13 protein-coding genes are annotated in these 14,327 nt (G+C 33.7%); 7 read left to right on the top strand and 6 right to left on the bottom strand.

Features of this window, described 5'->3' with window-relative positions; all coding sequences use genetic code 11:
- Nucleotides 1–244 precede the first annotated feature (244 nt).
- Nucleotides 245–763 carry a GrpB family protein gene (locus HNQ94_RS16215; RefSeq protein WP_174497358.1) on the top strand — a complete coding sequence of 173 codons (519 nt, stop codon included), beginning with the start codon at nt 245–247 and terminating at the stop codon, nt 761–763.
- A gap of 108 nt (nt 764–871) precedes the next feature.
- Entirely contained in the window at nt 872–2,113 is a 1,242-nt protein-coding gene (locus HNQ94_RS16210) for a SpoIID/LytB domain-containing protein (RefSeq protein ID WP_246200051.1), read from the top strand.
- Between the two features lie 36 nt (nt 2,114–2,149).
- On the opposite strand, the gene HNQ94_RS16205 is transcribed toward HNQ94_RS16210, so the two are convergent.
- Nucleotides 2,150–2,623 carry a DUF4367 domain-containing protein gene (locus HNQ94_RS16205; RefSeq protein ID WP_174497360.1) on the bottom strand — a complete coding sequence of 158 codons (474 nt, stop codon included), beginning with the start codon at nt 2,621–2,623 and terminating at the stop codon, nt 2,150–2,152.
- A gap of 178 nt (nt 2,624–2,801) precedes the next feature.
- Between HNQ94_RS16205 and HNQ94_RS16200 the strand changes: the two genes are divergently transcribed.
- Nucleotides 2,802–3,440, top strand: a complete 639-nt coding sequence (locus HNQ94_RS16200) for a glycerol-3-phosphate acyltransferase (RefSeq protein WP_174497361.1) — start codon at nt 2,802–2,804, stop codon at nt 3,438–3,440.
- A 33-nt stretch (nt 3,441–3,473) separates the two neighbouring features.
- Here the strand turns inward: HNQ94_RS16200 and bcbE are convergent, their stop codons facing one another.
- Complete coding sequence (gene bcbE / locus HNQ94_RS16195; RefSeq protein WP_174497362.1) at nt 3,474–4,700, bottom strand: bacillibactin exporter BcbE; 1,227 nt, start codon at nt 4,698–4,700, stop codon at nt 3,474–3,476.
- A gap of 527 nt (nt 4,701–5,227) precedes the next feature.
- Between bcbE and HNQ94_RS16190 the strand changes: the two genes are divergently transcribed.
- Both HNQ94_RS16190 and HNQ94_RS16185 read left to right on the top strand, forming a co-directional pair.
- Nucleotides 5,228–6,520: an ATP-binding protein gene (locus tag HNQ94_RS16190; protein ID WP_174497363.1), complete on the top strand. Its 1,293-nt coding sequence runs from the start codon at nt 5,228–5,230 to the stop codon at nt 6,518–6,520.
- Between the two features lie 227 nt (nt 6,521–6,747).
- Entirely contained in the window at nt 6,748–7,227 is a 480-nt protein-coding gene (locus tag HNQ94_RS16185) for a hypothetical protein (RefSeq protein WP_174497364.1), read from the top strand.
- A 36-nt stretch (nt 7,228–7,263) separates the two neighbouring features.
- Here the strand turns inward: HNQ94_RS16185 and HNQ94_RS16180 are convergent, their stop codons facing one another.
- From HNQ94_RS16180 to HNQ94_RS16165, 4 genes are all read right to left on the bottom strand, one after another.
- Entirely contained in the window at nt 7,264–7,761 is a 498-nt protein-coding gene (locus HNQ94_RS16180) for a GNAT family N-acetyltransferase (protein ID WP_174497365.1), read from the bottom strand.
- 133 nt (nt 7,762–7,894) lie between these two features.
- A complete protein-coding gene (rsgA, locus tag HNQ94_RS16175; protein WP_174497366.1) occupies nt 7,895–8,938 on the bottom strand; it encodes a ribosome small subunit-dependent GTPase A in 1,044 nt (347 codons plus the stop codon).
- Between the two features lie 372 nt (nt 8,939–9,310).
- Nucleotides 9,311–9,877, bottom strand: coding sequence for a class I SAM-dependent methyltransferase (locus HNQ94_RS16170; protein ID WP_174497367.1), 567 nt, complete (start codon nt 9,875–9,877; stop codon nt 9,311–9,313).
- A gap of 76 nt (nt 9,878–9,953) precedes the next feature.
- On the bottom strand, nt 9,954–11,780 hold the full coding sequence (locus HNQ94_RS16165) for a DNA ligase D (protein WP_174497368.1): 1,827 nt from the start codon (nt 11,778–11,780) through the stop codon (nt 9,954–9,956).
- A gap of 134 nt (nt 11,781–11,914) precedes the next feature.
- Between HNQ94_RS16165 and ku the strand changes: the two genes are divergently transcribed.
- Together ku and HNQ94_RS16155 are read left to right on the top strand one after the other, a co-directional pair.
- Nucleotides 11,915–12,757: a non-homologous end joining protein Ku gene (gene ku / locus HNQ94_RS16160; protein WP_174497369.1), complete on the top strand. Its 843-nt coding sequence runs from the start codon at nt 11,915–11,917 to the stop codon at nt 12,755–12,757.
- A gap of 321 nt (nt 12,758–13,078) precedes the next feature.
- Nucleotides 13,079–14,290, top strand: coding sequence for an MFS transporter (locus HNQ94_RS16155; RefSeq protein ID WP_174497370.1), 1,212 nt, complete (start codon nt 13,079–13,081; stop codon nt 14,288–14,290).
- Nucleotides 14,291–14,327 lie beyond the last annotated feature (37 nt).

Raw genomic sequence — 14,327 nt, 5'->3', positions numbered from 1 at the left:
ATGTAGATGAATTATTTAGATCATATTAAATACGATTAATTCTGAGATGGGTACTACCTTTATAGGTTAGCAGTAAAAGATCATGATCATGTTTTTGATTTGGTGGAATTCTTCTGTATACAATATTAGAGACGTACAAAACAGAATAAAGGCTAAAGGATTTTTTTTACAAAGTAGTGATATGTTTAAGCATTTATAAATGTTTATTAAAAACAGTGATTATATTTAATTACAGCTAGGAGAGATGATATTGAGAAAGGTTGAAGTCGTCCCACATCAATCTAGATGGGCTGATATGTTTGAGGAAGAAAAGAAGAAAATAAAAAAAGTTCTTCAAAATCAATTGATACATCTATACCACATTGGTAGTACAGCTATCCCAAATATAAAAGCAAAACCAGTTATCGACTTGTTAGGTGAAGTAGGCAATATTAAAAGTATAGATTCATTCAACCAAAGTATGTTAGAAATTGGCTATGAAGCAAAAGGGGAAAATGGAATACCTGGACGAAGGTTCTTTATGAAGGGTGGGAATAACCGAACACACCATCTCCACTTGTTTGAGCGAGGGAATGACGAAATTAAAAGACATCTTGCTTTTAAGGAATACATGATAGCTCACCCCGTAGAAGCAAAGGATTATAGTCGTTTAAAAGAACGCTTAGCACTTCAATTCCCAACAGACATAGATAGCTACATCCAGGGTAAAGATGCTTTTATTAAAAAAATTGATGAGAAAGCAAAAACATGGAAAAACAATTAGTTATCCATGTTTTTTATTGCACTTTAAAATAGCCAGGTTTTTCTATTTACAATTAGGCGAATAACTACGTTGAAACATTTAGAAAATAGAACTATGAGAAAATTATTGTTGTCGATCATACTAACTTTCATTATATTTCCCTTTAAAACAAATGCAGAAGAAATGGTGTCTGTAAAGCTTGTCAATTATATAGAAGATCCTTCAGCAATCTCCATCGTGCTAAGTGGAGATTACGTCACACTAAGTCCTACATTATCTTTACAGAAAGGAGTGAATTACACACTATTTGTTGAGAAAGGAGAATTGTACTTAACCGGAAATAACAGAACACTTAAATTACCTGGGGATTTTACCTTAATTCCCAACAAATATAACGAAAATCATTTAATATATTTAAATGGAAGACCATATATGGGAGCTATGTATTTCACAGTAGAAAAAGAACAAAATATACGTCCCATAAACCAACTTCCCCTCGAAGATTACTTAAAAGGTGTTGTTCCTTTTGAAGTATATCCAACTTGGGAAATAGAAACATTAAAGGCACAAAGCTTAGCTGCAAGAACTTATGCCTACATTCACCTAAAAGAGAACAGACAAATGGATGACACAATTAAATTTCAAGTCTATGGTGGTTACTCCTCTTTTGATAAAACAAATAATGCTGTGGAACAAACAAAAGGACAAATAATTACCTATAAAAACAAACCGATAAATGCTTTTTATTCCGCAAGCAATGGCGGAATGACGGAATCAAACAACAATGTTTGGAATGGGGATCGAAAGGAATATTATCCAATAAAAACGGACCCCTATGATCCTGGTCATCCTTGGGAATTCTCTATACATGAGAATCAAATTGACTTGGAGGATCTATCTTTCGACCCTGCTCAATGGTTGGAAATGAAAGAGCGTGATCAAGATAAATTATCTTCTATTAAACAGTGGTTAACAAATCAAGGGTTCAAGAACAACAAAATAATTTCTATCCCCTATTTTCAAATAGGGGATGAAAAAACTAGTGGAAAGCGTTCTGTAAAAGGTTCCATTACAATTAATTTTATGTACAATTTATTAGGTGACATCATTTTGTTTGATCAACTATCTTTGGAAGATGTCTCCCTTTCTCAAATTAGACCGATGATAGGTGGAACCATGTTTAAAAGCTACTATATTGATTCCCTAGAGAAAAAAGATGGGTTCTACACAATGAAAGGCAGAGGCTATGGGCACGGTGTGGGAATGAGTCAATGGGGAGCCAATGAAATGGCTAAAACAGGTAAAAAATATCAAGAAATAATTGAATTTTACTTCCCAGGTACATCGATTAAAACATTGACTGACAAATAATAAAAGCTCCATACCATTTCATGGTATGGAGCTTTACTATTGAATAGATTGAGCTATTTTTATTAGCTCCTCTTTGCCTAATATTTTGCTTTGAACGGAATATTCGATTCCATTCATTAACCATAAAAGCTTGGACGTGTTTGTTTCTAGACTGACAGTAAAATGACCTTCTGTACCTTGTAGATCTACTCGTTCCCACTGCTCGTCCTCACTTAAATAAAGCTCTTCACTTTCTGAAGCATATAACCAAAATACCTGTTCATTATTTTCATTTTGATACTGAATTTCAAATAGGGTTTGAATGTTATTATAAACATGAATATAGGCCTTTACCTTTTCTACATTATTTGGAACAAATGTAGGGGTCATTGCTTCAAAGGATAGCTTCTCAACAGCATCCTCTATTTTGTCATATTCCATAGCTTTGTAATTTTCCTGACTATTAGAAAAATACATGTATATCAAAAATATAAAAACGATAAATAAAGTCATAACTACATATTTGCGCAAAACTGTTACCTCCCAAGCTCTTCATTAGATGTTCGACACATTTTATTAATCACAGTTAAGATTATATCCTTTTTCGCTAAACTTTCAACTTTTAATTCCTAAAAAATAGGGGTTGATTTTTCTACATAATTAATCAAAGATTAGGATATGGTTATCTCTTATTATAGGGGGAGAGAATATGATATATCCTTTATTGGCTGCCTTAATTGGCTATGCATTTGGTTGTATACAACCTTCTTATTTCATTGGAAAATATATAAAAAAATCAGACATAAAAACAATTGGTACAGGTAATGCTGGTGCCTCCAATGTTACCATCCATTTCGGGTGGAAATTTGGCATTATTGTAGCTTTAATTGATATTTTAAAACCAGTTATAGCCGTTATAATTATCTCTCTTCTTTTCCATCAAAACATTGCTTTTGACGCACTGATTTTTCTTTATTTTTTAACGGGGGCTTTCGTAATAATAGGGCACAATTTCCCTTTCTATATGAACTTTAATGGCGGGAAAGGAACTGCTTCTATGATAGGATTATTTTTTGTTCTTGATTGGAAATGGGCTTTAATTGGATTACTGCTATTTGTTTTATTAACTATATTAACTAATTATATCGTTATTGGTGCAATGGCTTTGTATGCGTTCTTCGATATTTTCGCTTGGATGGAAGGTTATGGATACCAAGTTATCTTAGTTGCAACATTTTTGACATTATTAGCTATCGTAAAACATAATGAAAACTTTGTCAGAATTGCAAGAGGAGAAGAAGCTGGGCTACGTGATGCCTTTAAAAAAGATAGGGATATTGTAAGCTAAAATAAGGAAGGGACTAACTTTTCATTAGTCCCTTTACCCTCGATTCACAGCTAAAATATTGTCTTGTGTTTCTGAATCAGGCTTAATGAATAAAAAGGTAATAATAGCAGCAACAAGACTCAATCCAGCAAATCCTATATATAAAAACGCTGGAAATGACTTCATTAATATGGCAGCTATAGGTGGTCCTGCTGCTACCCCTACAAATCGCATGCTACTGTATAACGATGTCACGCTACCTCTTATATCCTTTTTAATCCCTTCCGTAATTAATGCATCTAAGCATGGTAAGGAAATTCCAATTCCAATTCCAGCAAATGTTAAGAGAAGAAGCATCATAAATAAGGTCATGTCCATCTTTATAAAAAATAAGGAAACTGCAGAACTTACATTTCCGATAAAGATAAGACATTTCATAATTGGTTTACTTTCCCCAACTTTTTTACCAGTAATGAAAGATGCAATACTTAAAAACAAAAGAGGAATTGCTAAAATGAAACCTTTCATAACCCCTTTCATATTGTATTCATCCTCCAAAATCGACGACAAATGAAATAAAAAACCGAAGAGGACAAACATATTTAAACAACCTATAAAGAAAGTTGTAGTAAGCCATCGACCATTCTGTTTAAATACCTTTTTAATCGTCTTAAGAAACTGCTTAAATGTGGAATGCTTAGGCTCCTCATTTTTAGGTGGCTTAACCAAAAAGAAAAGTAGTCCAATTGCGATTAAGGACAAAATGGGAACAGATACAAAAGGCGCAAACCATATAATAATTGCCAATAATGCACCTAATATGGGACTTAAAACTTTACCAAAAGTATTAGACGTTTCTATAATTCCTAAGCCTTGACTTACTTTTTCCTCTTCTTTAAATAAATCGCCCACTGTCGGAATGACTACTGGAAAGGCACCTGCTGCACCTATTCCTTGTAGTAGCCGCCCTACCAAAATAATCATATATGGATTATCTAATTTCCAAGCAGCAAACGCGGATATAGCCCCACCGATTCCCGTAATGATTAAACTTGGAATCATTACCTTTTTTCTACCTATTTTATCGGATAAATAACCTGCTATTGGTATTAGAGGGATAGCAATAACGGAATAAACCGTAATGATCATGCTTGATTGAAATGCACTAATATCAAGCTCTTTTTCTAAAATTGGTAAAACAGGGATAAACATTGAATTACCTAAAGTCATTAAAAGTGGTATTGATGCTAATGCAAATAAAGCGCCTCGCTGCTTATGCATTTCCGTACACTCCTCAACTATGATAACTTCTTTTACTCACCCTTTTAATTTTCTTTTTTATTCCCTTCCTTATGCATGATGACCCCTTCCTAAATGACGAAAATATGGAAAAAAAATACCCATTACCTGTGGTCTAAGCAGGTAATGGGTGAAAACAAAATGGTCATGTTTATGAGAATTAAGGGACATCATATAACATTAATTCATTACAAGTATTATAGTACTGATTTTAAAGATCGTTAGGAACCATAAAGAGTAGGATAATATCTCATCCTTTAGACTGATTTTTCAAGTAAATTATTTAGTTCTTATGATATTTCCTTTTTAAACATTTCCCGATTTAAAAGTATTTAAACGCAAAATTTGAATAAATGTAAAAATACTTATACGATTATTTTACATTATGTAAATTGTAGTTAAATACAATTATTTGGTATTTATACTATTTTTTAGTAGGAAAATAAAATTTTTTGCCGAAAATTAATCTAGAAAGCATTAGGGGAAATTTTTAGGAAAGGGGTTACGCAGTGGAAGACTTGGAAATAAAAGCATTGCTAGTAAACCTGTTATTTATTTTTATTAGTCATTTAATCATTTTGTTTATACATAATTTAAAACTAAACTCTCTTTACTCTAAATACCAGTACAAATTGTCTATCTTTATTTCTGCTTCTGTTTCTATTTTACTCTGTATGACATTTGCAATACAATTGCCAAATGGTTACCTATTTGACTTGCGATATATCCCTCTGTTATTAGGAACTCTATATGGAGGTCCTAGTGTAGGTTTTGGATTGTTCTTTGTTGTCCTCTTATATCGTTTTTCTTTTGGGGGTTTTGGATTCTTTTTAACGCTTATTAGTAGTTGTTTCATTACAATTATCGGTTCATTTCTATCTAAAAAGTTTTTGCTTGTTAGCTTACGAGGAAAAATTGTTTACGGACTTTTATTAATTCATATCGTTCCAATTAGTACATTTATATCCATACAAGTATTTAATGCAGCAACTTTCACAACTATACAGTGGATTATCAATTCGATTATCATTACTTTTGGTATTGTTTTATCCATCTATCTCATAGAAATCATCCAAAGAAATATCTTACTTAAAGAGAAATTAGTCGATTTTGAAAAATCAGTTATGGTATCCCATTTCGCTGCTAGTATTGCCCATGAAGTAAGAAATCCCCTCACTTCTATTAAAGGTTTTCTGCAATTAATGTTTATGAATGAAAAAGATCAAAAGAAAGTGCAATACTATATGACAATATTTAGCGAAATTGACAAGGCTGAAAATATTATTAGAGAATATTTAACATTTGCTAAGCCACATAAAAATGATCTGGGAATGATACAATTGAAAAAGGAAGTGTTAACTGCTGTAGAACTATTACAACCATTAGCTAGAAAAAATAAAGTAAACATTTCTGCTAATAATATTCCTAACCATTTATATACAGAAGGCAACGCACAGCATTTTCAGCAAGCTTTAATCAATATTATGAAAAACGGAATTGAAGCAATGTCTGAAGGTGGCATCCTTACACTTCAATTAGAAGAAGAACATCATATTATTCTTTCCATTTGTGATACAGGTCATGGGATGTCAAAGGAACAAGTTGCCAAAATAGGCCAACCTTATTTTTCTACAAAAGGTGAAAATGGAACGGGTTTAGGAATGCTCGTTACATATAACATTTTAGAAAAAATGAATGGAAAAATAAGGATAAAAAGTAAAATAAATGAAGGTACTTGCTTTCATATTTCATTACCAAAATCAGAGAACAGCATTCTTGAAGAAACAGCCAGCACCAACTGAATATGGAATTACCTGCTTATAACCTATATCATCCTTAAATGGAGACATAGGTTTTTTTCATCGATTTTACTTTTAATAATATATATAGGGGGATACAAAAAGTAAGCTACTAACTTCAAGGAATAATTATATTGTAATAACAACTTATAATTTACAGAAATAAGGAAATTTTAAACCTATAAGGAAAGTCAATAGCCTGAAATAAAAAGATAAAGTAGTGATATCATGTGAGAGTAGAAAAGAAAATAGAAGCGATTCTCTGGAATGTCGCGCTGCCTGGATTTTCACAGCTTTTACAAAAAAGGTATTTAGTGGGATTTATATTTATATTTATGGAAATTTTATTGAATATTTTCAGTAATTTTAACCTTGCTATCCGTTATAGTTTCTTAGGACAAATAGATATGGCAATAGCTGTAACCAATTATCAATACTTAATGTTTTATCCTTGTCTCTATATGTTTGCCATATGGGATGCTTATAAAGTTGCCGAAGAAGAACATCCCTCACCATACATGTTTTTACCTTTCGCTGTTAGTGCTTACTTTGTTACAGTAGGTTTAATGTATTCTGACACATGGTTAATTTTCGGTGTACTACTAGGTCCAGTATGGCTTCCTATTCTATGCCTTATTCCAGGTTTAGCAGTGGGATTTATCATTCGATTCCTCCTAGTAAAAAACCTCCAAAAAAACGAGGCTGCATAAAACGAAGAAAGGAAATCCATTTAGGATGGATTTCCTTCAATTTTCACCCAATATAAGCTGGTATATATTAACATCTAACCATTTATCCATTTTATAGCCAACTTGTTTTAAGTTTCCAACAAACTCGAATCCAAATTTTTCATGAAAAGCAATGCTATTCTGATTTTCAGTTGTTATAAAGGAAAGTACTGTATGAAATTCTTGCTCCATTCCTTCTTGCAAAATAGCTTTCATTAATTTGCTCCCTAAACCCTTCCCTTGATAATCAGGAGACGTATAAACCGAGAGTTCCACTGTCTTGCTATAAGCTGCCTTAGGCCGATAAGGAGACAAATATGCGTATCCTACAACTTCTCCCTCTACTTCTGCAACGATAAGTGGATAAACTGTATTTTTATAATTGGAATACCATGTATTCAAATCTTCCTCTGTTTTCGGTTCAAGGTCAAAGATTGTTGTAGAATGGTTAATATAATGATTCATAATGCTTCTAATTTTTGGTAAATCATCCTGAGAACATTTTCGTATCTTCATCTTGCTTCACCCCAATCAATGTGACTACGATATTTTTATTAATATGTGTGCCTTATTCTAAAAAACGAGCGTTTATTATGCGAAACGTTTGGGGATTAAATGGAATGGCCGACAAAATAGTCGGCCATTCCATTTAAAGCTTTTTCCTAAATTCTTCCCACTGCATTTTAGATGCCCGGTGGGTTCCATATTTCTCTTTTAATTCTAAATGCCTCACTTCTCGTTCCAATTTGCGAAAACTTTCTAACCTTTCAACATCTAATTTCCCTTTATGAATGGCATCTTTCACAGCACAATGAGGCTCGGTTTCGTGTTTGCAATCGATAAATCGACATTGAGCTGCGAGTGCTTCAATATCATCAAATGCTTGATGAACACTTTCCTCTGTTCCCCATAGTTGAATTTCTCTCATTCCAGGTGTATCAATGATGACACCACCTTTTGGTAAAACAAAAAGTTCCCTGTGAGTAGTAGTGTGCTTTCCTTTGTGATCACTAGCTCGAATATCTTTTGTTTTTTGCATCTCTTTTCCAAACAATCTATTTATAACTGTTGACTTGCCTACACCTGAAGAGCCAATTAATGATACTGTTTTTCCTTCTTTTATAAATGAATACAACTCCTCATAACCTTCACCAGACAAGGAGTCAACAGCTATGACTGGTGTTCCAGGAGCTATATCCTGAATAGCACGAATTTTGTCCTCAACATCATCGCACAAATCTTTTTTTGTTAAAACGAAGATCGGTAATGCACCACTCTCATACACCAGGTATAGATATCGCTCCATTCTTCGTATGTTAAAATCATTATTTAATGCATTGACTAAGAAAACAAAGTCAACATTCGCAGCCATTATTTGCTCTTCTTTTTTATCACCAGGAGCTTTTCTTGATAATAGACTACTTCTGTCCAAAACCTGATGAATCACAGCTTGGCTGTCTCCATCCATTTTTTGATATAAAACCCAGTCCCCAACACAAGGTAAATCTCTGGCACTTTCAGCTAAGAATCGTATCTTTCCTAAAATGGTTGCCTGGAATTCACCTTCTGGAGAAAGTATTTTATATCTTTCATTTGCTGATGTTGCCACACGTCCAATTTTTAAAGACTCTTGTTTATACTGTTCTTCTACAATAGTTTGTAAACCTAATTGCTTTAAAGAATAAGAATTCAATTTGTTTCCTCCTTAAAATGTAGGAGGACGATTATTGATTAAATTTGTCCCCCTTAATACCCTCAACACAAACTTGGCCTAGTAACAAATTCACAATACTCATATACATCACGCTCCTTCTTCTTAGTAAATTTATTATATCCAAATTTTCGGAAGTGTGAAATGTTTTCTTTCAAAAGTTTTTCCCCTGTCAAAACACTCTTATCCTTGTTATTACATTAGCTGTCTATTTCCATTGATCTTAATACATTAGAAAAACTTGGCTTGTCGCCAAGCCCTTATGGCGAAAGCCTAGTTTTTCTTATACTCTAATCCTTTTAACAAAGTTAAATTTTTTTAAAGTACAAAAAAACCAGGAATATCCTTCCTGGTTTACTTTTCAGCTGATATATAATAAATATCCCCACTTAAATGACCTAATTGAGCATGAAACCCTTCGTCTTGAATGTATTTCATCATCCTTTCCGAATGTATACGTTGATCCATTGGTGGACCATCATCTGATTCTGATTCTTCCCATTCTAGAATAAGTAATTGTCCTTCATTGGAAAGTACTCGTTTAATTTCTCTTAATGTACGTTCTATTCCATCTACTTCTGGTAGAACAAATGCTGCGACTGCTCGTTGAAATTGCCCATCAGGAAAAGTAAGTGACTCGACTCTACTTTTCATACGATCAATATTTTTTATGTTTTGTTCTTTGGCACGATCATCCAGCATACCTAACATTTCATCTTGGATATCTACAGCAACTACTCTTTCCATCGTTGATTCTGCTATTGGTAAAGTAAAAAAACCATTTCCCGCACCAAGATCAATGATTTTTTCATTTCCTGACAACGCCAATAATTCCACAACCATCTCAGGTTGCACTTTTTTCCTTCTAGCCGGATTTATTAGTTCTTCTGCAGCCTTTATATCGAAATGTTGATTTGACAAGTCTTCCACCTCCGTATAAATGAGGAAAATTCATAAAAGAGAGAACACACTTTAGTTTTTCCTAACCTATATATCTTTACTCATTGTCAATTAGTTGCTTAAGTTTTGTAAGGTTTTGTTTTTCTTTTTTTTCAAAGTAATCCCCTAATGGGTTTCCGTATAATTCTATTCTTTCCGGTACTGATTGAATGGTAAATTCCATAGGATTCAGGTTTTCTTTTACTTCTGACCAAAAAAGAGGAGTAGAAACCGACCCACTTTCTGTGGCACGAGGAGAAAATGGGGCTACAATTGTTTTTCCTTCGGCATGTTGAATATAGTCTACATATAATTTATTACCCCTATTTTTCTTTAAACGCTCAATTGTAAAAAGTGTTGGTTCATGATTCACTAAAAGGAAAGCAACTGCCTCTGTGAATTTTCTTGTTTCATCATAAGATAAACTATTTTCAGGTAAGGGTATATGAACTTGTAGCCCCTTATTTCCTGAAGTCTTAACGTAACTAGTTAATTCTAGGTGATCACAAATATTTTTTAACAACTTAGCCGCTTCAATAGCTAAAGGAAATTCCTGCCTAGACGGTGGGTCTAAATCAAAAACTATTTCGTCTGGATAAGTTTTATTTTCCCTTTGGAAAGGCATATGGTATTCAATAGCCGCTTGATTCCCTAGCCAAATAAGAGCTTCCATCGTATTACACAATATAAATTCTTCTCCATTTTCCACCGCTTTACCAACATAATCAGGTGCATAATCTGGTCGATGTTTTTGGTAAAAAGATTGATCTGTTACCCCATGCGGATAACGAATGAGCGTCAATCTTTTATCAAGTATATGGGGAAGCATATAAGGACTAACTTTACGCAAAAAAATTAGCAAATCTTGTTTAGAAAAATCTGGCTGTGGCCATAACGGTTTATCTGGATTGGTAATATCCACGCTTTGTGGTAGCATGGCAATGTCCTTTATTAATTTCTTATACGTTATTTCTTCAGGTGGTAAGTCAAATCGAAAGCAATCAAACATCGGTTCTCTAAGTTGTCCGTCTTCAGCTTGTAGACAGTTTATTTGAACACTAATTTGTGGCGAGACAATGTATTTCCCATCTTTCGTTTTTTCCCCTTTTTCATAGATTAAGCTTCTTAACGTTTCAAATTCACTCTCTTCAAATCCGTGCTTAAATAGACCTATGTTCACTAACTGATCCCTATCATAGACAGCCGCTTCAAAATAAGCATTATTCGGATCGAATCCAGTAATTAACCCGTTCACTTTACGCCAATTTTTTAATTTCAGCCAATAATCCACTCGTTTTCCTTGTTCATATAATGTTTTTTTTCTTTTTGCAATTAACCCTTCCCCGTATTCCAACTGAAGCTGATCCCATACAGGGGCAAATTTGTCATAATATTTTATTCCCCCTATCCTACTTGAAAGGGAGACATCAACTGGCCAACCAAGCTTGGAAAATAATTGAGCTAAATCATCTTTCCTCTTTTCATAGGGTTGGTTTTCTAACCCATTGTTTTTCCATCTTATAAGGTCAAATGCTAAAAAAGTAGCAGGCCTTTTACTCGCATGTTCTTTAATCTTTGTTAAATTTTTTAAACGCCCTCTTTGTTGAAGGAGAGAAAAATTTGCCTGCAAAGGGGAATTTAATATAACTAACTCTCCGTCTAGATGAATAGGTAATTCAGGCCTTAACAAATTTCTATATTCCTCACAAAACCCAATAATTTCAGGGAAATTTTCGCTTAAGTCTTTCCCGTTTCTCGAAATTAGTTGAACTTTACTTTCCGTTATAGATAAAAGACTTCTAAAACCATCATATTTCACTTCAAACACCCATGAATTTTGTTCAGGTATTTTCTCAGATAACATTGGTAACATAGGTTTCCACATCCATCTTCCTCCTCCCCTTTTTATTAAAACCGCATTAAGATTACCTTTATTGTTTGAAAAAAGACGTAGAACTATGAATGATTCATAATTCTTTTAGCTACGGCAAAAACTAAAATAAAAGGAGTGAAATCAATATGCACACAATGTGGAAAGGTACAATTAGCTTCGGGCTTGTAAATATTCCTGTGAAATTGCATACGGCAACTGAAAATAAAGACATTAAACTACGTCAACTGCACAAAGAATGTCAATCACCCATTCAGTATGAAAAGACTTGTCCTGTTTGTGAAAAAGAAGTAAAAAATGAAGATATAGTGAAAGCATACGAGTATGCAAAAAATAAATTTGTCGTGCTAGATGAAGAAGAATTAGAAAAACTACAAAAAGAACAGGCGGATAAATCTGTTGAAATTGTTGATTTTGTTAAGCTAGAGGAAATCGATCCTATCTATTTTGAGAAAAGTTATTACTTATCACCGAATGAAGGTGGAGGAAAAGCCTACGCTTTATTAAGAAGAGCCTTACAGGATACTGGAAAGATTGGTATTGCCAAAATGATGATCCGTTCTAAGGAACAATTAGCCATTGTTCGCGTTTATGAGAACACATTAATCATGGAAACTATTCATTTCCCTGATGAGGTAAGAAGTGTACAAAATGTTCCTAACGTTCCGGCTGAAGATAACATTGTCGAGAAAGAGTTAGATACTGCAAAAATGTTAATTGAACAACTAACAACTGAATTTGATCCTGAAAAATATACCGATGAATATCGTACTGCACTACTTGATTTAATAGAAGAGAAGAAACAAAACGATCAAGTTACAACGGCGACGGAAAAACCAAAACCGGATAACGTTACGGATTTGATGGAGGCACTCCAAGCCTCACTAGATCGATCCAAAAAAGTTACAAAGCCAAAAAAAGCACCTATCAAGAAAACACGTACAAAAACAAAAAAAGCTGCTTCACAATAAGGGTTAAAACACACAGTTCCTTTCTAATTTCTTTTAGAATTGCAACTGTGTTTTCTTTTTTAAAAAAATCAGTCTCCAGACGGAGGGGAAGTTAGACTATTGCAGATAGACATCAAGGGATCCCTGGATTATAGTTAGAAAGAATGTAATAAAATGATGAAAATGAGGAGTGCTTTACGATGCTTAAAATAACTAAAAATGAAATTCAACTAAAATCAAATAACAAATTACAATATGGACTTACCTTGTCACGTTAACGTAAATGGGGACTGTCCCCACTCGCGGTGATGGGGTAAAACGCCATCATGGGGAGAAATATATTTGAAGAAGAATACATTAGCAGCACATAATATTCGTTTATTATTTTGGGCCAATTTATTTGGAAATGTAAAATTTCTACAGCCAGTTCTTGCACTATTTTATTTTGCTCGTGGACTGGATGAATCACTAATATTACTGGTAATGTTAGTTTGGAGTACTGGTGTATTAATAGGGGAAGTACCTACAGGAATGTTTGCTGACCGATATGGTGCAAAACGGTCATTTTTGATTGGGTCTTTTTTAAGTTTTGGTAGTCACTTTATCCTTCTTTGGGCATTTGAGCCTTGGGTATTTTTCATCAGCAGTTTTTTAAGTGGTTTTGCTGCCACCTTTTTTAGTGGCGCTGATGAAGCATTAATTTATGAGTCCCTTAAAGAATCAAAAGAAGAAAGTAAAATGGATCAAGCAATGGGGATTATTCAATCTGCAGGCTTCATTGTAATGATATTTGTAGTTATTTTAGGGGCTATCCTAGCAAAAGATTTGACCAATACGCAATTTACTTTATTAATCATGCTCGGATCTGGATTTCAAGCTGTTCAAATGATTCTCGTATCCTTTATACGAAATCCAGCCTCACATGGAAACTACCGTGAAAATCCATTTAAGCAAATTGGAGAAGGCTTACTCGCAATTAAAAAAGCACCACAAGTACTATGGATGTTTTTAAATATCTCATTGGTTTTTATTCCAGCTGTAGCCGTTTTTGAACAGTTTGATCAAAAACTACTCGTTGATGCAAGTCTACCGGTTTATTTGATCGGAGTAGTATATGCAGTGGGAGCTTCTATTAGCTATTTTGCATCACGAAATATTGTTTTTTTAACATCAAAGCTTTCTCGTAAAAAGCTTTTAGTCCTATCTGGCTTTATATCTGCAGCATGCCTGTTTGTTGCTGGACTATTTGGAAGTAGCTTAATTATTGTTCTGTTTGTATTATTCGTATTACGATTCGTTAACGCTATTCGTTATCCTATATATTCGCAGCTTTCGAATGAATATATCCCGTCGAATGTAAGAGCTACAACGATATCCTTATTATCAATTGTGGATTCTGTTTGCGACATACTGATCTTTTCTACATTATCTGGAATTGCAGTATTAGGATTAACACCAATGTTTATGTTATGTGGTCTCATTGCTCTATTTGGCACGTTATTACCTGTCAGACCTGCTCCTAAATTATCAAACGAACAATTAAAAATCTCTTGATGAAAAACGCACCTACTTTCTGATATGCTCCCCTTTA

The sequence above is a fragment of the Salirhabdus euzebyi genome (genome assembly GCF_014207435.1).
GTDB lineage: Bacteria > Bacillota > Bacilli > Bacillales > Alkalibacillaceae > Salirhabdus > Salirhabdus euzebyi.
The sequence above is the reverse complement of the archived record's forward strand: the minus strand, read 5'-3'. Positions and strand labels throughout refer to the sequence as shown.